Here is a 20,569-nt window from a genome sequence, read left to right on the forward strand (position 1 = left end):
GCGGCCCATCCGGGAGGCTTGCCGCGTTCCAAGAAAATATCACACACATCATGCAGATATCAACATACCGAGTGCGATCGTCTCCACGAGGCGGCCGTGCGCGGCAGAGGGCCCGGGGCCGGCTCGCGCCGGCCCCAGGCCCTCGTGGATGCGGCATCGTCGCCGCGTGCTGCTACTTCGTGTCGGCCGGCACGGTGAAGAGCTCGCTCGGGACGGTCTGCCCGTACTTCGACTGCTCGATCACGAACCGGAAGCGCTTGGAGCCTGCAGCGACCATGTGGTCGAACGACCACGTTCCGTCGATGCCGACGACGTGTGCCCCAGGGGCGATCTCCTTGCCGTTGGCCTTGAGGACCCGGAAGGTCGCCCCCGGCTCACCCGTGCCGGTGATGGTGTTCTGCTCCCCGGGACTGACCGTCCGCGTGGTCACCGTGACGGGGGCGAGCTCGAGCTGCTTCACCTCGACGGGGATCGTGGTGTCGTCGACCTCCTCGCCGCGCAGGTACTGCGCGAAGCTGACGTCCTGCTTGCCGACGACCAGGTTCGTGACCGTGCCGGACCAGTTCCCGTCGGTGTCCGCCTTCGCGATGATCGTGTTGCCGACGCGGACCTCGGCTTCCTTCGTCGCGGTCCCGGAGACTGCTGCGGTGCGCGCGGCGTCGTCGACCGAGTCCACCTTCGCGGTGATGGGGCGCACGGACTGCTCGACGGTGACGCGGGATGCGCCGGTGATCCGGAAGGGCTTCTCGCCGACGGTGGTCGTGACGGTGAAGCCGAGGTCACCGGTGCCGCTCGTGGCGTCGTCGGGAGCGGCGACGGGGACGCTCCAGCGGACGCTGTAGCCCGTGGGGAGCTCGAAGCCGTGGCCGGAGTCGGGCATGGTGCCGGTGAACGTCGTGCGGTCGGCGCTCAACGAACCGGTGACGCGTAGGGAATCGGTGCGCTTCCACCCTCCTCCCGACGCGTACTCGCCGGTGAGCGTCGTCGTGCCCTCGGGGAACGCGGTACCGCGCGGCGCCGTGAGGACAACCTTCGTGTCCTGCATGCCGGTGACCTTCTCGGTGACCGTGGCGCCGAAGTGCACGGGCTGGACAGTGCCAGCGGGGACGGTGGCCGGAGTGCCGACGCCGGCCGGGTCGAAGGACCCGTCGATCGGCGTCGGCGGCGTGACACCGGTGATCGCCACCCGGGAGCTCCCGGCGACGTTGAAGGAGCCGAGGTTCGAGGAGCCGACGAAGCGCTGGCCGAGCGTTCCGGTGCCGTCGTCGGTCGCGGGTGCGGCGTCGACGCTGACCTGCCAGGCGATGTAGGCGTTCTCGGCGATGGTCGTGTCCTTCGCCCCCTTCGTCACTCCGATGAAGGTCCTGCCGTCGGCCGAGACCTCGCCGACCGCGTTCAGCCACGGTGCGGACTCGAAGTTCGAACCGGTGGTGTAGCGGCCCTGCAGGGTGGTCTGGCCCGGCGTGAACGTCGTGCCGGACGGCGCGGTCAGCGCGAGCGTGCCGTCCGAGATCTTCAGGTCGGCCCGCGCTTGCACGGGCACGAGCAGGTTCTTCTTCGTGGTGCCCGCGTCCATCGTGTAGTCGTACCCGGGGGTGGTGACGAGCCCACCGCCGGGTGCCGGCGGCGGGGTCACGCTGCCCGGGCGGGTGACGGTGATGGGAACGGCGGGAGAGAGGTGTCCCTGGGACTGCCAGAAGTTGCGGCTCATCACGTACAGCGTCGCCGTCGCGCCCGGGGCGATCGAGGCCGGCCAGCGAACGGTGCCACCGTTCGACAAGTCGCCGAGCCCGACGGTGTGGGTCGTCGTCGTCGACAGGTAGAGACTGCAGGTGTCCCAGGTCCCACCGCACGACGGGGTGCCGTGGTAGGTGATGCCGCTCTCGCTCACCGACGAGGTGACACCGGATGGCGTGTAGGCGTACGAAGCGCGGAGCTGCGGGGCTGCGTTCGCGCCAGCCGGCCCTGCGCTGATGCCGGTGATGACGGTGGCGAATGCGAGGGCGGTCGCGCCGAGCGCCCTGAGCGTTCCGTGTTGTGACATGGTTCCGTGCTCCTGTGTTGTTCGGGCCGCGATCTACGGCACGCGACACCTGAACGCTACACATGAAACACACATATCAGTATGCCGCTAACGGAATCGGCTGCACGGTTTGGACTTGAGCCATTCGGACGCAACTTTCAGCTCCCAGAGTTGACGAGCCTCCAGTCCGGAGTAGAGTTGAGTCCATCGGACGCAAGTCCGGAAGACTTCAGCACCACAGCAACGACAGAAGGAGCAACACCACATGGGACGTGCAGTAGGCATCGACCTCGGAACCACCAACTCGGTCGTCAGCGTTCTCGAAGGTGGCGAGCCCACCGTCATCGCGAACGCCGAGGGTCTCCGGACCACCCCGTCGATCGTGGCGTTCACGAAGGACGGCGAAGTCCTGGTCGGCGAGACCGCCAAGCGCCAGGCGGTCACGAACGTCGACCGCACCATCGCCTCCGTCAAGCGCCACATCGGCACCGACTGGAAGGTCGAGATCGACGGCAAGCAGTACACGCCGCAGGAGATCTCGGCCCGCACCCTCGGCAAGCTCAAGCGCGACGCCGAGCAGTACCTCGGTGAAGACGTCACCGACGCGGTCATCACCGTGCCGGCGTACTTCAACGACGCGGAGCGCCAGGCCACCAAGGACGCCGGTGAGATCGCCGGGCTCAACGTCCTCCGCATCATCAACGAGCCGACCGCGGCTGCCCTGGCCTACGGCCTCGACAAGGGCAAGGAAGACGAGCTCATCCTGGTCTTCGACCTCGGTGGCGGCACGTTCGACGTCTCCCTGCTCGAAGTGGGCAAGGACGACGACTTCTCCACGATCCAGGTCCGTGCGACCTCGGGCGACAACCGCCTCGGTGGTGACGACTGGGACCAGCGCATCGTCGACTACCTGATCAAGAAGTTCAAGGACGAGCACGGCGTCGACCTGTCCACGGACAAGATCGCCAAGCAGCGCCTCAAGGAAGCCGCCGAGCAGGCCAAGAAGGAGCTGTCGAGCCAGCTGAGCGCCAGCATCCAGCTGCCGTACCTCACGCTGACCGCTGACGGCCCGCTGAACCTCGACGAGACCATCTCGCGCGCGCAGTTCGAGCAGATGACCTCCGACCTGCTCGACCGCACCAAGAAGCCCTTCAACGACGTCATCAAGGAAGCGGGCGTGTCGGTCAACGACATCGCGCACGTGGTCCTCGTCGGTGGCTCGACCCGCATGCCCGCGGTGGCCGAGGTCGTCAAGTCGCTGACCGGTGGCAAGTCGCCGAACCAGGGCGTGAACCCGGACGAGGTCGTCGCCGTCGGCGCCGCGCTGCAGGCCGGTGTCCTGAAGGGTGAGCGCAAGGACGTCCTGCTCATCGACGTCACGCCGCTCTCGCTCGGCATCGAGACCAAGGGCGGCCTGATGACGAAGCTCATCGACCGCAACACCGCGATCCCGACCAAGCGCAGCGAGACCTTCACGACCGCTGACGACAACCAGCCGTCGGTCGCGATCCAGGTCTTCCAGGGCGAGCGCGAGTTCACCCGCGACAACAAGCCGCTCGGCACGTTCGAGCTCACCGGCATCGCGCCGGCTCCCCGTGGCGTCCCGCAGGTCGAGGTCACCTTCGACATCGACGCCAACGGCATCGTGCACGTGTCCGCGAAGGACAAGGGCACCGGCAAGGAGCAGTCGATGGTCATCTCCGGCGGCTCCTCGCTGCCGAAGGAGGACATCGAGCGCATGGTCCGCGAAGCCGAGGAGCACGCGGCCGAGGACAAGGCCCGTCGTGAAGCGAACGAGCGTCGCAACCAGGCCGAGCAGCTCGTCTACTCGATCGAGAAGCTCATCAAGGAGAACGACGAGAAGCTCCCCGCGGACGTCAAGTCCGAGGTGCAGGCCGACGTCGACGCGCTGAAGTCCGCCCTCGCGGGTGAGGACGAGGACGCCGTCAAGACCGCCTTCGACAAGCTCAACGAGTCGCAGGGCAAGCTCGGTCAGGCGATCTACTCGCAGCAGGACGCCGCCGGCGCTCCCGGTGCGGACGGGGCGCAGGGCGAGCAGCCGACCGACGGCGCGGACGACGAGGACATCGTCGACGCCGAGGTCGTGGACGACGACGAGAACGACAAGAAGTAGCCGATGACGGACTCCACGAACGACGACAACGTCAACGACAACGAGGAGCCCCAGGTCGAGGGTGACGCCACCAACGCGGCGGAGCCCGAGGACCTGATCGAGGCCGAGGGGCCCGACGTCGAGGTGCCGACCGACGCAGCGAACGACCTCAGCCCTGAGGACGAGGCACTGCTGGCCGATGCGGCGCGCGGCATGGCCGAGGACAAGCTGTCCACGGCCGACCGCGACCTCGTCGCCGAGATGCGCGCGGACATGCTCCGTGCGCAGGCCGAGCTGGTGAACTTCCGGAAGCGCGTCGAGCGCGACCGTGAAGCCAACCGCGAGGTCGCCATCGCCGAGGTGGTGCGTGCACTCCTGCCGGCGCTCGACGACCTCACCCGGGCCGAGGCCCACGGCGACCTGACCGAGGGCCCCATGCAGGTCATCGGCCAGAAGATCCGTGGCGGCTTCGAGCGGTTCAAGCTCGTGCAGATCGGCGAGAAGGGCGAGTCCTTCGACCCGAACATCCACGAGGCGATCGTGCAGCTCCCGACCCCGGGCGCCACCGGCCAGACCGTGGCGGACGTCGTCGAGCCGGGCTACAAGCTCGGTGAGCGCGTCCTCCGTGCGGCCAAGGTCGCGGTGGCGGTCCCGGCCTGATCCGGACAGGAGGTAGGTGATCCATGGCCAGCCAAGACTGGTTCGACAAGGACTTCTACAAGGTCCTCGGGGTCTCCAAGGACGCCTCCGACGCCGAGCTGAAGAAGACGTACCGGAAGCTCGCGCGGCAGTTCCACCCGGACTCCAACCCGGGTGACACCGCGGCGGAGAACCGCTTCAAGGAGATCAGCGAGGCGTACTCGGTGCTCTCCGACAAGGAGCAGCGGGCCGAGTACGACCAGGTCCGCGCGATGGGCTCCGGTGCTCGCTTCACGGCGGGTGGCGCAGGCCAGGGTGGCGGGTTCGAGGACGTCTTCGGCGGGATGTTCGGTCAGCAGGGCGGTGGCGGGCAGCGTGTCCGCTTCGGCCAGGGTGGCGGCGGTGGCTTCGAGGACATCCTCGGGGGCATGTTCGGTGGCGGCGGGGGTGCTGGTTTCGGCCAGCCCTCCGGCGGCTACCGCGGCTTCGGTGGCCCGACGAAGGGGCGCGACGTCACCGCGACGACGACGCTCGACTTCACGACGGCCATCGCCGGCGACACCGTCAAGCTCTCGCAGGGCAACGGCCGACCGGTGAACGTCCGCATCCCCGCAGGCGTGGCCGACGGCCAGAAGATCCGGCTGCGCGGTCGTGGCGAGCAATCGCCCGACGGCGGCGACGCGGGTGACCTGGTGGTCACGGTGCACGTCCGCAAGCACCCGGTGTTCGAGCGCGACGGGCAGAACCTCCGTGTGGACGTCCCCGTGACGTTCGTCGAGGCGGCGCTCGGCGCGACGATCCAGGTGCCCACCCTCGGCGGCGAACCCGTCAAGCTCCGGGTCGCGCCCGGCACGCCCTCCGGTCGTGTCCTCCGCGTCAAGGGGCGCGGGGTCGCGACCAAGAACGGGACGGGCGATCTGCTCGCCACCGTGCAGGTCGCGGTGCCGTCGCACCTGTCGGACAAGGCGCGGGAGGCCGTCGAGGCACTCGCGGCGGCCCTGCCCGACGAAGACCCGCGCGAGGACCTCCTCGCCAAGGCGCGCAGCTAGAACGCGCGCCGGTGCGCTCGCGCGCCATCAGCAACAGACCCAGCCTGGGCCCACGCAGCCGGTACCGGCCCGTCGCGAAGCGGCGGGCCGGCCGTGCCGGTGGGGAGCGGCTCGGCGCGGCTTCCTGACGGACGCCCGCCGAGCCTCCAGGCTGGCTTTCGATCCACGCGAACGACGGAAAGGAACACGCCATGACCGACATGGACGAGAACTCGCCCGTCTTCGCGATCGCGGTCGCCGCGGAGCTGGCGGAGATGCACCCGCAGACGCTGCGGCAGTACGACCGGCTTGGCCTGGTCGTCCCGGGGCGGACCCGTGGCGGGTCCCGCCGGTACTCGATGCGCGATGTCGCGCAGCTGCGGGAGATCGCGCGACTCGGCTCCGAGGGGGTGTCGCTGGAAGGGATCCGGCGGGTGCTCGAACTCGAGAACGAGACCCGCGCGCTCCGTGAGCGCGTCCGTGAGCTCGAGACGGCTCTGGCCGACCAGCTCATCAGTCGACCCGGGGCGCGGGTGTTCGCGGCGACGACGACCGGGGCTGCGGTGTCCCTGCGGGCTGGCGCTCGACCGCAGCGGAACACGCAGATCGTGCTCTGGCGGCCGCCGCACTGAGCCTGCTGCTGGGCGATCACCCCGCGGAATAGTGCGATATCCGCGAAATGTGTATACTTCGCACCGGTATTCCAGATTCGTGTAGCGTGCGGCTCGATGACCACACGCACAGCTCCTGGCGACCCCTTCGTGTCGCCCTCCGCCGTCGTCGCCGACTCGGCACGACTCCACCCGGGCGTGCGCGTCTGGGACCACAGCCACGTCGAAGCCGACGCGGTCATCGGCGCCGAGACCCTGGTCGGACGGAACGTCACCATCGGTGGCGGTGTCCGGATCGGGGCCCGCTGCAAGATCCAGAACGCGGCACTCGTGTACGGGCCCGCGGTCCTCGGCGACGGCGTCTTCGTCGGCCCCGGGGTGGTGTTGACGAACGACACGGTGCCGCGCGCGATCGCGCCGGACGGGTCCGTGGTGCGGGCGGGGGACTGGCGGGCTTCGGCCGTCGTCGTCGAGCAGGGGGCGTCGATCGGAGCCGGTGCGGTCTGCGTCGCACCCGTGCACATCGGCAGCTGGGCGATGGTCGCCGCAGGAGCCGTCGTGAACCGCGACGTCCCGGACCACGCGCTCGTCGCCGGCGTGCCGGCCCGGCGGATCGGCTGGGTCGGCCGGACCGGTGCGCGCCTTGGCCGTGTCGACCACCACCACCTGGTGTGTCCCGACACCGGGGACCGGTTCCGGTTCACGGATGACGGTGCGTTCCTCGAGGAACTCCGGTGAGAGCCGTCATGGCCGATGCGATCCCGGTGGCGAAGCCGCTCATCGGCGTCGAGGAACGCCGGGCGGTCGATGCCGTGCTGGCGAGCGGCGCACTCGCGCAGGGCCCGGAGGTCGCGGCGTTCGAGCGCGAGTTCGGCAGTCTGCTCGTCGAGGCGTCACCGGTCGTCGCCGTGAACAGCGGGACCGCGGCGCTGCACCTGGCGCTCCTCGCGCTCGGCATCGGCCAGGGCGACGAGGTCATCGTCCCGTCGTTCACCTTCGCCGCCACCGCGAACGCCGTGCGGCTCGTCGGGGCCGTCCCGGTCTTCGTCGACATCGACGCCGCGTCGTTCTGCGTCGACCCGTGCGCGGTCGCCGCCGCGGTGACGTCCCGCACCCGGGCGGTCGTCCCGGTGCACCTGTACGGGCACCCCGCGGACATGGACGAGCTCGTCGACGTGGCCCGGTCGCACGACCTGCTCGTGCTCGAGGACGCGGCGCAGGCGCACGGTGCGCGGTGGTCCGGCGCGCGTGTCGGGACGCTCGGGGACGCCGCGGCGTTCAGTCTCTACCCGACGAAGAACATGACCTCGGGGGAGGGCGGGATGGTCGCGACGCCGTCGCCCGGCGTCGAGCGGACGGTCCGCCTGCTCCGCAACCAGGGGATGGCGACCCGCTACGAGAACGAGATCGTGGGCTTCAACGCCCGGATGTCGGACGTGCACGCGGCCATCGGACGAGCGCAGCTCCGGAAGGTCCTCGGCTGGACGGCGCAGCGGGTCGCGAACGCCGCGTACCTGACCGGGGAGCTCCGCGGTGTGACCCTGCCGACCGTGCACCCGCTCGCCGAGCACGTGTTCCACCAGTACGTCGTCCGGGTCCCCGACGACCGGGACGGCTTCGTCGCGGCGCTCGATGCGGAGTACGGCATCGGCGCCGGTGTCTACTACCCGACGCCGGTGCACCGTCTGCCCTCCTTCGTCGGGTCGAGCGGTCCGGTGTGCGGCGACCTGCCGGAGACGGAGCGGGCCGCCGCCGAGGTGCTGGCGCTCCCCGTGTACCCGACGCTCACGCTGCAGCAGCTCGACCGGATCGTCGCGGCCGTGAACGCGTTGGCCGGAGCAGGACGGTGAGCGGCGTGCGGATCGGCGTCGTCGGGCTCGGGGTCATGGGGGCGCACCACGTCCGCGTGCTGCGGTCGCTCGACGGGGTCGACCTGGTCGGGGCGGCCGACGCGCTCGGCGACCCCCGCGGTGCCGCGGACGGGCTCTCGGTCGTGCGGACGGCCTCCGACCTGATCGGGATCGGGATCGACGCCGCGGTGGTCGCCGTCCCGACCGGGCTCCACGAACCCGTCGGCCTGCTCCTCGCCGCCGCCGGCGTGCACGCCCTCATCGAGAAGCCCGTGGCGGCCGATGCCGGCGCCGCCGCTCGGCTCGTCGCGGCGTTCGACGGCGCCGGGCTGGTCGGAGCGGTCGGGCACATCGAGCGGTACAACCCCGCGCTGCAGGCACTCCGACATCGGCTCGACGCCGGCGAGCTCGGTGCCGTCCACCAGATCGCCACCCGGCGACAGGGTCCGTTCCCGTCGCGGATCGCGGACGTCGGGGTCGTCAAGGACCTCGCGACCCACGACATCGACGCCACGGCGTGGATCGCGCGGTCGGAGTACGTGCACATCGGGGCGCTCGCGTGCACGAAGAGCGGGCGTGCCCACGAGGACCTGGTGACCGTCACGGGCGAGCTCGCCGACGGCACGCTGACCTCGCACCTGGTGAACTGGCTCACCCCCTTCAAGGAGCGGCTCTTCGTCGTGACCGGAGAGCACGGCACGTTCGTCGCGGACACGCTCAGCGCGGACCTGACGTTCCACGAGAACGGCACGGTCCCGACGGGCTGGGAGCGCGTCGCCGCGTTCCGCGGGGTCGCCGAGGGAGCGAGCACGCGGTTCGCGATCCCGAAACGCGAGCCCCTGGTCGTGGAGCACGAGGCGTTCCGGGATGCCGTGCTCGGGTTGCCGGCCGACATCGTCACCCTGCGGGACGGGCTGCGGACCGTCGAGGTCGCCGAGGCCGTGCTCGAGTCGGCGCACACGCGGCAGACCGTCCGCATCGGGGTCGCAGCGTGAGGGTCGCGGTGGTCGGGCTCGGCAAGATCGGGCTGCCGCTCGCCGTGCAGTACGCGCGGTCGGGCGCCACGGTGGTCGGGCTCGACGTCGCGGACGCGGTCGTGGAGTCCGTGAACGCCGGGGTCCCGCCGTTCCCGGGGGAGCACGGGCTCGACGACGAGCTGTCGGCCGTGGTGGCCTCCGGTGGGCTGACAGCGACGACCGATCCCGAGCGGGCGCTCGCCGTCGCGGACGTGGTCGTCGTCGTGGTGCCGCTGTTCGTGTCGTCGGACGGCGTGCCGGACTTCGGCTGGATGGACGCGGCGACCGACGTGATCGGCGCGCACCTGCGGCCGGGGATCCTCGTCGCGTACGAGACCACGCTCCCGGTCGGGACGACGCGGACGCGGTGGGCGCCCCGGCTCGAAGCCCGCTCGGGGCTCGTCGAGGGGCGGGACTTCGACGTGGTGTTCTCGCCGGAGCGGGTGCTGACCGGGCGGGTGTTCGCGGACCTGCGACGGTACCCGAAGCTGGTCGGTGGGCTGTCCCCGCGCGGTGCGGAGCGCGCCGCGGGGTTCTACGATTCGGTGCTGCAGTTCGACGACCGACCGGACCTCGACCGGCCGAACGGGGTCTGGGACCTCGGGTCCGCCGAGGCCGCCGAACTCGCGAAGCTCGCCGAGACCACCTACCGCGACGTCAACATCGCCCTGGCGAACGAGTTCGCGGTGTTCGCCGACCGGTCCGGCATCGACGTCGAGCGAGTCATCGAAGCGTGCAACTCCCAGCCGTACAGCCACCTGCACCGTCCGGGCATCGCCGTCGGTGGGCACTGCATCCCGGTGTACCCGCAGCTCTACCTCTGGAACGACCCGGATGCATCGGTGGTGCGGGCCGCTCGTGCCCGGAACGCCGCGATGCCCGCGCATGCGGTGGACGTGCTCGCCCGGGTGCACGGCGACCTCCGGGGTGAGCGGATCGTGGTGCTCGGCGCCGCGTACCGCGGTGGGGTCAAGGAGACCGCGTTCTCCGGGGTGTTCCACACCGTCGCGGCGCTCACCGCGCGGGGTGCCGTGGTCACCGTCACAGACCCGCTCTACGGGCCGGATGAGCTCCGGGCCCTCGGGTTCGCGCCGTCCGTCGCCGGAGCAGCGGTCGACGCTGCCGTGGTGCAGGCCGACCACGCGGAGTACGCCTCGTGGGGACCGCAACGCCTTCCCGGCGTGCGGACGATCCTCGACGGGCGGCGGGTCCTGGACCCGGCGCGGTGGCCGTCGGTGACGGTGATCGCCCTCGGCGGCGGGCTGCGAAACACAAGATGTGAATAACTCGCGCGCTCGGCTCGGCGGCACATAGCTTCGCAGCATGCGCCACCGATCCCGTCCGTTCGACATCGTGCACGTGTCCAGTGCGCACCCGTGGACCGACAACCGAGTGCACCTCCGGTCGGCTGCGAGCGCCGCAGCCGCCGGGTACCGCACGGCGCTGGTCGCGGTGGCGGTCGACGGCGACGACGTCGCTGCGACGGGCGACACCGACTGGGGGCGCCCGGACCTCGCCACCGGGGTGTTCGTCCGCCGCGTCCCCGCACGCCGTCGCCGGGCACGGGTGGTCCGCTCGTCCGCACAGGTGATCACTGCCGCGCTGTCGTCCCGAGCCACGGTGGTGCACCTGCACGACCCGGAACTCGTCTGGGCGGTGCCGCTCCTCCGTGCGGTCGGACGCGTCGTGGTCTACGACGCGCACGAGGACCTGCCGGACCAGGTCCGGGGGAAGGAGTACCTCGGTCGATGGGCGCGGCGGGCGGCCGTCGTGCTCGCGCACCTCGTCGTCCTGGTCGCCGGGCGCGCCGACGCGGTGGTCGCTGCGACGCCGACGATCGCCGCTCGGTTCCCCACGGCGCGGACGACCGTCGTGCGCAACCTGCCGGTGCTCCGTCCCGCCGACCTCGACGCACCACCGGTGACCGATCGGCCCCTCGTCGCGGTGTACCTCGGTGCGCTGAGCCGGGACCGAGGGATCGACGTGATCAGCGGTGCGGCGTCGTCGCCCGACTTCCCCGATGCCTGGCGGGTCGTGACGGCTGGGCGTATCGACTCCGCCGTCGACCGGTCCCGCTTCGACGGGCTGGTCGCGGCCGGTCGGATCGACCACCGCGGGACCCTCGCGCCGCACGCCGCGCGCGACCTGCTGCTCGGGGCCCGGGTCGGGCTCCTCCCGCTCCGGCCGACCCCGGCGTACGCGGCCTCGATCCCGACGAAGCTGTTCGAGTACCTCGCCGCCGGCACCGCCGTCGTCGCCACGGACGTCCCGCTCTGGCGCGAACTGCTGGCCGGCGCGGACTGTGCGACGTGGGTGCCGGCGGATGACCCGGACGCCGTCGCCCGCGCCGTCCGCCGGTACGCCGAGCACCCGGACCTCCTGCGCGCACACGCCGCCGCCGGTCGCGCGCTCGTTGCGGACCGCTACCGCTGGGACCACGAGGCGACGGCGCTCCTCGCCGTCTACCGCTCTGTGTGGGGCGTCGCCCCGTTCGACGCGTGAGAGAAATGTGATGTACTGATGTTCACCCTGCACCCCACGACGATCGGCGGTCCGCATGCGCAGACCCCCGCGCGCTCCGTCAGCTGTCCTGACGATCCTGGTCGGGACCGTCCTGGGCCAGGGAGCCGTCGTCGCGGTCTCGCCGGTGCTCACCCGGACGTACTCCGCGTCGGACTTCGGGACGCTGACCGTGGTCACGGCGATCGCATCGGTGCTCGGTGCCGGTGCCGCCCTCGGGACCGACCGAGCGCTCGCGGTCGCCGAGCCGAACCACGTCCGGTCGCTGATCACCGTGGGGTTCGGAGCGACGCTGCTGGCCGGGCTGCTCACCGCAGGCGTCGCCTGGGCGCTCCGCGAGTCGCTCGCTGCATGGTTCCGGGCGCCGGCGCTGGCCGACCTCTGGTGGGTCCTGCCGGTCACGACGATCGCGATCGCCGTGCAGCGCATCTGCTCCGCCGTGCTCGCCCGACGTCGAGCGCACCGCGCGCTCGCGGTCCGGAACGCGTGTCAGGGACTCGGTCAGACGGCCTGGAACCTCGCGATGGCGTTCGCCGGACCCATCGGTCTGGTCGGCGGGCTCGCAGCCGGGCGCTTCGCCGCGGTGCTCGGGATGCTCCGGCCCGCAGCCGGGCTGCCGTCACGGAGGCAGGTCGCGCAGGCGGCGTCGGAGCACCGTCGCTTCCTCACGCTGACCCCGTGGTCCGCGATGCTGAACGTCGTCGGGCAGCAGGCTCCGGGCATCGTGATCGCGGCGGTCCACGGCAGTGCTGCCGCCGGGTTCGTCGCCCTGACGATGCGCGTGCTCGGGTCGCCGGTGGGCATGGTCGCGGACGCGGTGTCGCAGTACGCAGCGGGCGCGTTCGGACAGCGGGCCCGCTCGGGTTCGCCGATCCGGCCGCTCCTCGTCCGGCTGACCGGGCGGCTGCTCGTCGCCGGGGGAGCGGGAGCGCTCGTCGTGCTGCTCGCGGGCCCGGTCCTCTTCGGTGCGGTGTTCGGTGCGGAGTGGCAGACAGCGGGGTCCTACGCACGGATCCTCGCCCCGGCGTTCGCGATCCAGGTGGCGGTGTCACCGGTGAGTCAGGTGCTCTCGATGCTCGGGCGGCAGACCACGCAGCTCGTGTGGGACGTCGCACGGCTGGTCAGCACGACCGGAGCCGTCCTCGTGCCCTCGGTCCTCGGCGCTCCGATGCCCGTCGTGCTGGCGGTGCTCGCCGCCGCGATGACGGCGTCGTACGGGGCGATGCTCGTCCTGGTGCTGCTCGTCACGAAGGGCACCCCAGCGAGTCCCTGACGTCGACCGAGCGCTCGCTCGGACTCCGAGGGGAGCCTGTCCGTGGCGCGCGGTGAGCTCCTGGCCGTGTCCCGACGTGCCGCGCTCCTGGGCGCGGCGAGCACCGTCCCGGGGCTCGTACTCGCGGTCGCCTCGGCGCGTGCCGGCGCGTCGACGGTCGACGCCGCGCCTGCGTCCGTGCCCGTGGCGCCGGCATCCGAGGGCGTCGCGCACAGCGACGACGTCGGCGCGGCACGGCTGCAGGACGTCCTCGACGCCGCGCGTCCGGACGCCGTCGTCGACATCACCCGCGCGTGGTCGCTGTCCGCACCGCTCGTCGTGGCACGGCCGATGACGCTCCGGTTCGTCGGCGGCGCGCTGTCGACCGACCGCGACATCGACCTCGTGCTCGTCAGGGCGCCGCGGGTCCGGGTCGTCGACGCACGGCTGGTCGGCTCCGGGGCGATGCACTCGGGACTCGGCCGCGGCGTGCACGCGGTCGGCACCGTCGGGGAACCGCTCACCGACGTGCACGTCACCGGTGCCGAGATCCGCGGCTTCTCGCACGACGGCGTCCTGTTCGACCACTGCACCCGGTTCTCCGTGACCGACTGTGTGATCACAGACATCGGGTACGCGGGCGTCCTGCTGTTCTCCTGCGTCGGCGGCAGCGTGCTGCGGAACCGGGTCGCGCGGGTGCTGCAGCCGTCGCCGTACCCGAACTCCTACGGCATCGAAGCGGTCCGGGCCACCTCCGACGGTCTGGCCGGCGCTCCACGGAGCAGCCGGATCACGATCGCGGACAACCACGTCTCCGACGTGCAGCAGTGGGAGGGCATCGACACGCACGGCGGTGAGGCGATCTCGATCCTGCGCAACCGTGTGGACAACTGCCGGGTGGGCATCGCGGTCGTCCCGTCGAAGGACGAGGCCGATGCCACCGCGACGAAGTACGCGCCGATCGACTGCGCGGTCGTCGACAACCTGGTGACCCGATCCGAGGACGGCCCGGGATCCGGCATCGTCGTGCGCGGAGCCGGAGAGGTCGTCGGGTCCGAAGCCGAACGCGCCACGGGCGTGGTGCTCCGGAACACCGTGACCGGGTACGGGGACGGCGACCGGGACGCCGGCATCCTGGTGTACCTGACGAGGAACCTCACCATCGCGCACAACCGGTGCGACGGCGGAGTCCGGCGGGGTCTGTCGCTGTACCACTCGAACGAACGCCTCGCGGTGATCGGCAACACCGTCGACGGGCTCCGGCAGCAGGGCACGGCGACGTCGGTGGCGATCGACGTCCGCGCCGGGGCGAACGACGCGGTGCTCCTGGACAACCGGTACTCGGCGGACGCCGGCGGTCGCGGCGGCGCGGTCTACGGCGTGATGTGTCGTCAGGCGGGCAACGACCTGGTGCTCGTCGCCAACGACTGGGCGGCGACGACCTCGGCGGTCGTGGCGACGACGGGCGTGGTCGTCCGCTACCGCGAGGACTGACGGTCGCGCCGCGACGGAGACGCGGACCGGCGCCGCTCGGACGACGGGGGCACCGGCTGTCCGTCCCACCCCGACCTCGGCGCGATCGCCAGGATCACGGTCCCCACGAGCAGCCCGTGCGAGAGCATCGCGGTGAAGACCGACGTGTTGCTCAGCATGATGCTCGGCATCACCACGGTCATCGCCGCCACCCGCAGCGGCAGCCCGGCGGCGGCGCGGTCCAGGAACCGGAGCCACACGAACAGCGCCGCAGCGGCGACCGGGATGCCGACCCACCCCAGGTTCGCGAACCCGTCCGCGAACAGGTTGGCGTTCGCGTACCCGTTCGACCCCGGGACCAGGAACGCCGCGATGCGCTTCGGTGGCGGGAGGTCGTACGGGTAGTCGACCCATGTCCGGAGGAACGAGTAGCCGTACCCGGCGACCGGGTTGTCGGAGAAGAACTGGACGTACACGGACGTGAGCAGCCCGGGCGTCAGCATGAAACGACGCGTGAACACCGAGGTCCAGGTGATCCCGCCCTGCAGCGCGTCTGCGACCGCGGAGACGATCATGATCGCGATCGGTGCCACGAGGAAGGACAACGACGCGCGTTGCGCGCGGCCACGGAACAGCAGGGCAACGCCGAGCACCGCGACGAACGAGAACAGCACCGCCTTGAACCCGGTGCTGGAGTAGAGCAGGAACTGGCCGGCCGACGCGAGCACGACGAGTGCCGGGCGACGACGGGCGATCCCCCTGGCCAGCAGGAGCGGGTTGACGACGTAGGCCTGGCCGGTCAGCAGGTACCCGAGCGTGCCGCCGGAGCCGACGTCGGCGGTGTACGCGGCCCGGACGTCGTAGATGTCGTCGAGAGCGAGGAACCGGACGTGCACGCCGACCGTGGCCGTCATCACCGCGTAGGTGAGGGCGGAGTACGCCGCGCACACGGTCCAGGTCAGGGCTCCGCGGTCGACGGACCGTGCGCCGAGGCGGATGACGTCGCGCTCAGGTCCATCGGACGTCGGCACGGACCGAGCGGCAGACGCCCCGCAGACCGCGAACGACGCCCCGACGACCGCGAAGGACGCCCCGATCGTCGCACTCAGCGCGAGGGCGGTCCCGATCGACAGGTACCCCGTCGACGGGCTCATGAGCATCGCCGGCGCGACGCACACGACGAAGATCGTCCAGAGCACCACGTGCGACGCGCGACGGATCGTCGCCGGCAGGCACATCGCGACGCCGATCGTCAACGCCACGACGACCAACCGCGCGGGCCACGGGGCAACGACGTGTGTGAACCCGCTGTACGAGAACAGCGGCGCGACGAGGTGCGCCGCGATCCAGTCCGTCGTCGTCGCGAGCACGGTGACGGTGACCCCCACCAACACCAGGCGGCGGAGCAGCCCCCGGAGCAGGGCGCGCTCGGCCCGCTTCACCGGCGCCCGCCGCGGACACCGGGCAGGAGCTCGTCGTACATCGCGACGAGCCGTTCGGCCTCCGGCTCCCACCGGAACCGCTGGGCCGCGGTCCGCGCCGACGCACCGTGCCGCCGGAGGAGCTCCGGGTCGTCCGCGTAGCGCCGGATCGCCCGCGCGATCGCGCCGGGGTCGTCGCCCGGCACGAAGGTGACGCACTCCACGCCGTCGAGCAGGTGCCGCCACAGCGGCACGTCCGTCGCGATCACCGCGAGGCCCGCGGCGAGGTACTCGAACAGCTTCGTCGGGAAGATCTGGTCCGTCACCAGCGTCCGCCGGAACGGCACGAGTCCGATCCGCGCCGACAGGAGGAGGTCCCGGGCCGCCGTCGGTCCGACCGCGCCGCCGTGGTGCACCCGTCCTGTTCGTGCCGCGGCGTCGAGTCGTGTGCGGTCGGTGGCGGCGTCGATCGAACCGACCAGCTCGATCCGCCACGTCGGCGGGAACGACGGGTCGTCGGCGACCGATGCGACCACGTCGATCCCACGGTCACGACTCAGGAGCCCGACGTGCGCGACCAGGGTGGGGCGAGCCTCCAGGCCGACCTGTCCGTCGTCCTCGGCACGCGCCGTCGGGAAGTTGTGGATCGCGATCCGGCGGGTCGCCGGGAACCGCCGGCCGGTCCAGGCCGTCGCGGTCACGATGCGGTCCGCGGTCCCGGCGACCCGCAGCAGCAGGAGGGAGAGCATCGCGAACACCCCGCGCTGGCGGTGCGACAGGTAGTCCTTGCCCCAGACCTGGTCCGGGAGGTCCTCGTGCGCGTCGTACACCACCCGCCGCCCGGCGACGCGCAGGACGGGGATGGTCCAGATGAGCTCCGGGTCGTGGAGGTGGACGACGCGGGCCCGCGAACGCAGCGCGAGGACGAGCGCCTGGGTCGTGGAGACGGTCATCCGGCGGATCCGTCGCCGACGCGGGATCCGGACCACGTCCACCCCTGTCGGTGGTGCGCCGAGGTCGGAGTCCACCGCGATCAGGCGCACGCGGAACCCGGCCTCGGCCGCGGAGGCCGCCTCGCGCAGGTGCACCCGGTTGTCGACCCACGGGTGCGCACTCGACACGTGGACGATGTCCGGGATCACGCGCGGCTCCGTCCTGCTGACCACGCGGCGTCCAGCGCTGCTCCGTACCGCCGGGCCAGCGCCCGGTAGTCGTGTTCCCGCAGCACGTGCTCGCGGCCGCGTGCGCCCATCGCGGCACGCTCGTGCTCGGGCATGCGGGCGAGCGCGAGGATGCCGTCCGCGAGCGCGTCGGGTGCGTCGGGCGCGACGTGCACGCCGCACCGCGCTGCTGCCACCGGCGCGAGGACCACCGGACTGGCGACCAGCAGCGGCCGGCCCGTGAGCATGTACTCGTACTGCTTGTTCAGCGAGACGCCGTGGCGGTAGAGCGGCAGGTCGTGGACGGCGACCACGAGGCAGCCTGCGCTGCGTCCGATGTCGCGGGCTTCGTCCTGTGACACGCGTCCGTCCCAGATCACGCGGGCACCGGCCGGGAGGCGCGACACGCGCTGTCGGAGAGCGTCGCGGTCCGGCCCGTCCCCGACCATGCGCAGGGTCAGTTGCGGTCCGTCGGTGGGGTTCCGGCGGTGGGCGGCGGCGAAGCCGTCGATGACGGTCTCGAGGGCGTTCGCGGTGCCCATCGAGCCGATGTAGGCGACGGTGAACGGCGCCTGGTCTTGGTCTTGGTCTTGGTTCGGTCGGCGCGGTTGCGGACCGGGCTGCGTGGGCTCGTCGGGGTCGACCCCGTTCGGCACCCACGTGAACGGCCGGGGCTGCCCACGATCTGCGTAGTACCGCCCGACACCGTCGAGCGGGGAGACGACGTGCACGGCCCGTGCGATCGTGGTGCGCTCGATCAGGCGGAGGACGCGGACCACCGGATGCCGCTCGGACATCCGGGTGAGCGCGACCGCGGATTCCGGCCAGAGGTCGCGCGGCTCGAACACGAACGGGACGTGGTGCCGTCGCGCGAGCACCGAGGCGGCCCATGCGGCGAGCGGGTGGAAGGAACCGCCGACGACGACGTCGGGGTGGGGGAGCCCGCGGAGCATCCCGGGCACGAGCAGGAGGGCGGTGAAGAGCCCGATGTCCGCGAGCCGTCGCAGCGTCCGTCGGATGCCGTGTCCGCGGTGGTCGACCCCGCGGAGCCAGCAGAACTCGTGGTCGTCGCCTGCCCACCGTTCGCGCAGACGGACGCCGTCGAGGTGCGCCCGACCCGTCGGGTGGTCGGTGCCGGCCGCGATCACGACAGCGTGCCAGCCGGAGCCCGGGAGACCCGCGGCGAGGTGCTGGTGCCGCGTCGCCCGCCCGTCCCGCTCGCGGTGGTGGGCGTAGTGGTTCACGATCCAGACGGTCTTCACGGGGCGCTCCTGGTGCTTCACGGCGTGCTCCTCGTGCCGTTCGCCGATCCGGTGAACCGGTCGGAGGTGACGTGGCCGGGGGTCGTGATGCCCTCGCGTCTGGCGACGACGACCACGGTGCGCGCCAGGATCCGGGCGTCGAGGGCGAGCGTGGCCGTGTCGACGTACTCCACGTCCGAGCGGAGGCGGTCCGGCCAGGGGAGGGCGTTGCGGCCCCGGACCTGTGCCAGGCCGGTGAGACCCGGCCGGACATCGTGCCGTCGTGCTTCTTCGGCGGTGTAGAGGTCGAGGTACCGGCACAGGCTGGGTCTCGGTCCGACGAAGCTCATCTCGCCGCGCAGGATGTTCCAGAGGCTCGGCAGCTCGTCGAGACTCGTCGACCGGAGGCGCTCGCCGAAGGGGGTCAGTCGATCGGCGTCGGAGATCCGTCCGGCTGCCCGGTCGACCTCGCGCATGGTGCGGAACTTGAGGATCGTGAACGGTACGCCGCCGAGGCCCGGCCGCTGTTGCCGGAACAGCACCGGCCGGCCCAGCCGGATCGCGACGAGGGCAGCGAGTGCGGCGAGGACCGGGGCGAGCAGCACGAGGAGGGTGCCGGCGCCGAGTGCGTCGAGGGCGCGCTTCACCGCGCCGGCTCCGTCGTGCGCCGCGCGCCGTACTCCGAGCGGTAGTACGACCGCCGCGAGATGGCATGCCGGGTCTTGGTCAGGACGATCCCGTCGGCGTGCTCGCCGACGCGAGCGAGTGCCTCCACGACCGCGCGCGCGTCGGAGCGGCGCCCCTGGTTGGCCGCGACGACGATGAGGGTCGTCGAGACGAGGGTGCTCATCAGCGCGGCGTCCGTGACCGCCAGGACCGGCGGGGTGTCGACGAGCACGACGTCGAACCGCCTCGCCAGCTCGGCGATCACGCGCTCCATCGCCTCCGAGCCGATGAGCTCGCTCGGGTTCGGTGGGACAGTCCCAGCCGGCAGGACGTGCAGACCATCGTCGCCCCACGGCTGCAGGACGTCCTCGAGTTCCGCCCGGGCGACCAGCACGTCGGTGAGCCCGGCCGCTCCCTCGAGTCCCATCGTCTGCGCCATCGCGGGCCGACGGAGGTCCGCGTCGACGATGACGGTCCGGAGCCCGCCGGTGCTCATCGCGATCCCGAGGTTCGCGACGGTGGTGGTCTTGCCCTCGGCCTGGCGGGCGCTCGTGACGGCGATCGTCGGAGCGCCGCCGGACCGGAGGAACTGGATGTTCGTCCGGAGGCTGCGGAAGGCCTCCGATCGCGCGCTGGAGCCGTCGTCGCGGACGATGAGCGGGCGGCGCTCCACGTCCGGGTCGAAGGCGACGTCACCGACCACGGGGACGTCGACGTCGAGGTCCTCGGCGGTCCGGACCCGCGTGTCGACCGCGGCGCGGACGAGCGCGAGGAGGACGCCGGCGGCCAGGCCGGCGCCGATCCCGAGTGCGAGATCGGCGGCGGGCCGTGGCGACGACGGCGTGGTCGGCACCGTCGCGGGCATGACGGGCTCGAGCGTGACGGAGGCCATACCGCTCGCGGCCGCCGGCTCGATGTCCGAGACGACCTCGGCCAGGGACGAGCCCACCGCGGATGCGAGGGTCTTCGCGGCGCGGGCATCGGGATCGTTGGCGGTGATGACGATGATCACGGTCCCGGTGCGGGTCGTTGCGGACACCCGGCTGCCCAGGTCGGCGACGGTGGTGTGGAGCCCGAGCCGCTCCACGACCGGACGGAGCACGCGGGGTGAGGAAACGAGGGCGATGTACGACGTGATCTTCTGCTGCGCCGCCGTCGATCCCTGGGCGATCTCGCCGGCGGACAGGGCGTCCTGACCGGTCACGGAGACGTAGAACGAAGTGCTCGCCCGGTAGACCGGGGTCGTCGCGTTCGTGACCAGCAGTGCGGCGCCTGCTCCCAGCGCAGTGGTCGCCATGACGATCCACCAGCCGGCGAGCACGGCGCGGGCGACGGTGACGACGAACATGTCCCGTTCCTCAGCCGACGGGGATCGTCAGGAGTTGGGACTTGACCGTCACGGTCTGCCCCTCACGCCAGGTCGACGGCCACGGGACGCAGTACCCGCTGGTGGTGGTGACGTCCTTGACGTCGACACCGAACCCGGGGGCGCGAGGGCCGTGATGGAGACGAGCGCGGTGAGGGCCGCGGTGGCGAGCCGCCGCCGGAGGAGAAGG

The 20,569-nt window shown here is 71.8% G+C and carries 17 protein-coding genes; 11 read left to right on the top strand and 6 right to left on the bottom strand.

The window, feature by feature from the left end; genetic code table 11:
* Positions 1-172: 172 nt before the first annotated feature.
* On the bottom strand, positions 173-2,044 hold the full coding sequence (locus EDF24_RS05105; RefSeq protein ID WP_123701307.1) for a hypothetical protein: 1,872 nt from the start codon (positions 2,042-2,044) through the stop codon (positions 173-175).
* A gap of 244 nt (positions 2,045-2,288) precedes the next feature.
* On the opposite strand from EDF24_RS05105, the gene dnaK reads away from it, so the two are divergent.
* The 11 genes from dnaK to EDF24_RS05160 all read left to right on the top strand — a co-directional run bounded on the left by dnaK (position 2,289) and on the right by EDF24_RS05160 (position 14,546).
* A complete protein-coding gene (gene dnaK, locus EDF24_RS05110; protein WP_123654571.1) occupies positions 2,289-4,157 on the top strand; it encodes a molecular chaperone DnaK in 1,869 nt (622 codons plus the stop codon).
* Between the two features lie 3 nt (positions 4,158-4,160).
* Positions 4,161-4,796, top strand: a complete 636-nt coding sequence (locus EDF24_RS05115; protein WP_123654570.1) for a nucleotide exchange factor GrpE — start codon at positions 4,161-4,163, stop codon at positions 4,794-4,796.
* Between the two features lie 23 nt (positions 4,797-4,819).
* Positions 4,820-5,824, top strand: a complete 1,005-nt coding sequence (locus EDF24_RS05120) for a DnaJ C-terminal domain-containing protein (protein WP_123654569.1) — start codon at positions 4,820-4,822, stop codon at positions 5,822-5,824.
* A gap of 200 nt (positions 5,825-6,024) precedes the next feature.
* On the top strand, positions 6,025-6,435 hold the full coding sequence (locus tag EDF24_RS05125; RefSeq protein ID WP_123654739.1) for a heat shock protein transcriptional repressor HspR: 411 nt from the start codon (positions 6,025-6,027) through the stop codon (positions 6,433-6,435).
* 96 nt (positions 6,436-6,531) lie between these two features.
* On the top strand, positions 6,532-7,152 hold the full coding sequence (locus EDF24_RS05130; protein WP_123701308.1) for an acyltransferase: 621 nt from the start codon (positions 6,532-6,534) through the stop codon (positions 7,150-7,152).
* A gap of 8 nt (positions 7,153-7,160) precedes the next feature.
* Positions 7,161-8,264, top strand: a complete 1,104-nt coding sequence (locus EDF24_RS05135; RefSeq protein WP_123701309.1) for a DegT/DnrJ/EryC1/StrS aminotransferase family protein — start codon at positions 7,161-7,163, stop codon at positions 8,262-8,264.
* Positions 8,261-9,259 (top strand): Gfo/Idh/MocA family protein, encoded by a 999-nt coding sequence (locus EDF24_RS05140; RefSeq protein ID WP_123701310.1) that lies wholly within the window; start codon positions 8,261-8,263, stop codon positions 9,257-9,259. Before EDF24_RS05135 ends, EDF24_RS05140 begins: the two co-directional genes overlap by 4 nt.
* The gene (locus EDF24_RS05145; protein ID WP_123701311.1) at positions 9,256-10,566 is read left to right on the top strand and encodes a nucleotide sugar dehydrogenase; all 1,311 of its coding nucleotides are present in this window, start codon (positions 9,256-9,258) and stop codon (positions 10,564-10,566) included. Before EDF24_RS05140 ends, EDF24_RS05145 begins: the two co-directional genes overlap by 4 nt.
* A gap of 37 nt (positions 10,567-10,603) precedes the next feature.
* Positions 10,604-11,782, top strand: a complete 1,179-nt coding sequence (locus EDF24_RS05150; protein WP_123701312.1) for a glycosyltransferase — start codon at positions 10,604-10,606, stop codon at positions 11,780-11,782.
* Between the two features lie 55 nt (positions 11,783-11,837).
* Entirely contained in the window at positions 11,838-13,073 is a 1,236-nt protein-coding gene (locus EDF24_RS05155; protein WP_123701313.1) for a lipopolysaccharide biosynthesis protein, read from the top strand.
* Positions 13,074-13,115: 42 nt separating this feature from the next.
* Positions 13,116-14,546 carry a right-handed parallel beta-helix repeat-containing protein gene (locus EDF24_RS05160; protein ID WP_123701314.1) on the top strand — a complete coding sequence of 477 codons (1,431 nt, stop codon included), beginning with the start codon at positions 13,116-13,118 and terminating at the stop codon, positions 14,544-14,546.
* Here EDF24_RS05160 and EDF24_RS05165 read toward each other — a convergent pair.
* Genes EDF24_RS05165 through EDF24_RS05185 form a run of 5 tightly spaced genes read right to left on the bottom strand, consistent with a single transcriptional unit; the run spans position 14,531 to position 20,361 of the window.
* A complete protein-coding gene (locus tag EDF24_RS05165) occupies positions 14,531-15,967 on the bottom strand; it encodes a hypothetical protein (RefSeq protein WP_123701315.1) in 1,437 nt (478 codons plus the stop codon). The two genes, EDF24_RS05160 and EDF24_RS05165, sit on opposite strands and share 16 nt — an antisense overlap.
* Positions 15,964-17,088: a glycosyltransferase gene (locus tag EDF24_RS05170; protein WP_148070798.1), complete on the bottom strand. Its 1,125-nt coding sequence runs from the start codon at positions 17,086-17,088 to the stop codon at positions 15,964-15,966. Before EDF24_RS05170 ends, EDF24_RS05165 begins: the two co-directional genes overlap by 4 nt.
* Positions 17,085-18,389 carry a glycosyltransferase family 4 protein gene (locus tag EDF24_RS05175; RefSeq protein ID WP_185021559.1) on the bottom strand — a complete coding sequence of 435 codons (1,305 nt, stop codon included), beginning with the start codon at positions 18,387-18,389 and terminating at the stop codon, positions 17,085-17,087. The genes EDF24_RS05170 and EDF24_RS05175 overlap by 4 nt, the downstream gene beginning before the upstream one ends.
* Positions 18,386-18,994 (bottom strand): sugar transferase, encoded by a 609-nt coding sequence (locus EDF24_RS05180; RefSeq protein WP_123701318.1) that lies wholly within the window; start codon positions 18,992-18,994, stop codon positions 18,386-18,388. The genes EDF24_RS05175 and EDF24_RS05180 overlap by 4 nt, the downstream gene beginning before the upstream one ends.
* The gene (locus EDF24_RS05185) at positions 18,991-20,361 is read right to left on the bottom strand and encodes a polysaccharide biosynthesis tyrosine autokinase (RefSeq protein ID WP_123701319.1); all 1,371 of its coding nucleotides are present in this window, start codon (positions 20,359-20,361) and stop codon (positions 18,991-18,993) included. The genes EDF24_RS05180 and EDF24_RS05185 overlap by 4 nt, the downstream gene beginning before the upstream one ends.
* Positions 20,362-20,569 lie beyond the last annotated feature (208 nt).

It is taken from the genome of Curtobacterium sp. PhB130, assembly GCF_003755165.1.
Taxonomy (GTDB): domain Bacteria; phylum Actinomycetota; class Actinomycetes; order Actinomycetales; family Microbacteriaceae; genus Curtobacterium.

Excerpts from the sequence above, each read along its gene's own strand:
- EDF24_RS05105 (WP_123701307.1), bottom strand. The coding sequence starts at position 2,044 with ATGTCACAACACGGAACGCTCAGGGCGCTCGGCGCGACCGCCCTCGCA.
- dnaK (WP_123654571.1), top strand. The coding sequence starts at position 2,289 with ATGGGACGTGCAGTAGGCATCGACCTCGGAACCACCAACTCGGTCGTC.
- EDF24_RS05115 (WP_123654570.1), top strand. The coding sequence starts at position 4,161 with ATGACGGACTCCACGAACGACGACAACGTCAACGACAACGAGGAGCCC.
- EDF24_RS05120 (WP_123654569.1), top strand. The coding sequence starts at position 4,820 with ATGGCCAGCCAAGACTGGTTCGACAAGGACTTCTACAAGGTCCTCGGG.
- EDF24_RS05125 (WP_123654739.1), top strand. The coding sequence starts at position 6,025 with ATGGACGAGAACTCGCCCGTCTTCGCGATCGCGGTCGCCGCGGAGCTG.
- EDF24_RS05130 (WP_123701308.1), top strand. The coding sequence starts at position 6,532 with ATGACCACACGCACAGCTCCTGGCGACCCCTTCGTGTCGCCCTCCGCC.
- EDF24_RS05135 (WP_123701309.1), top strand. The coding sequence starts at position 7,161 with ATGGCCGATGCGATCCCGGTGGCGAAGCCGCTCATCGGCGTCGAGGAA.
- EDF24_RS05150 (WP_123701312.1), top strand. The coding sequence starts at position 10,604 with ATGCGCCACCGATCCCGTCCGTTCGACATCGTGCACGTGTCCAGTGCG.
- EDF24_RS05155 (WP_123701313.1), top strand. The coding sequence starts at position 11,838 with ATGCGCAGACCCCCGCGCGCTCCGTCAGCTGTCCTGACGATCCTGGTC.
- EDF24_RS05185 (WP_123701319.1), bottom strand. The coding sequence starts at position 20,361 with ATGTTCGTCGTCACCGTCGCCCGCGCCGTGCTCGCCGGCTGGTGGATC.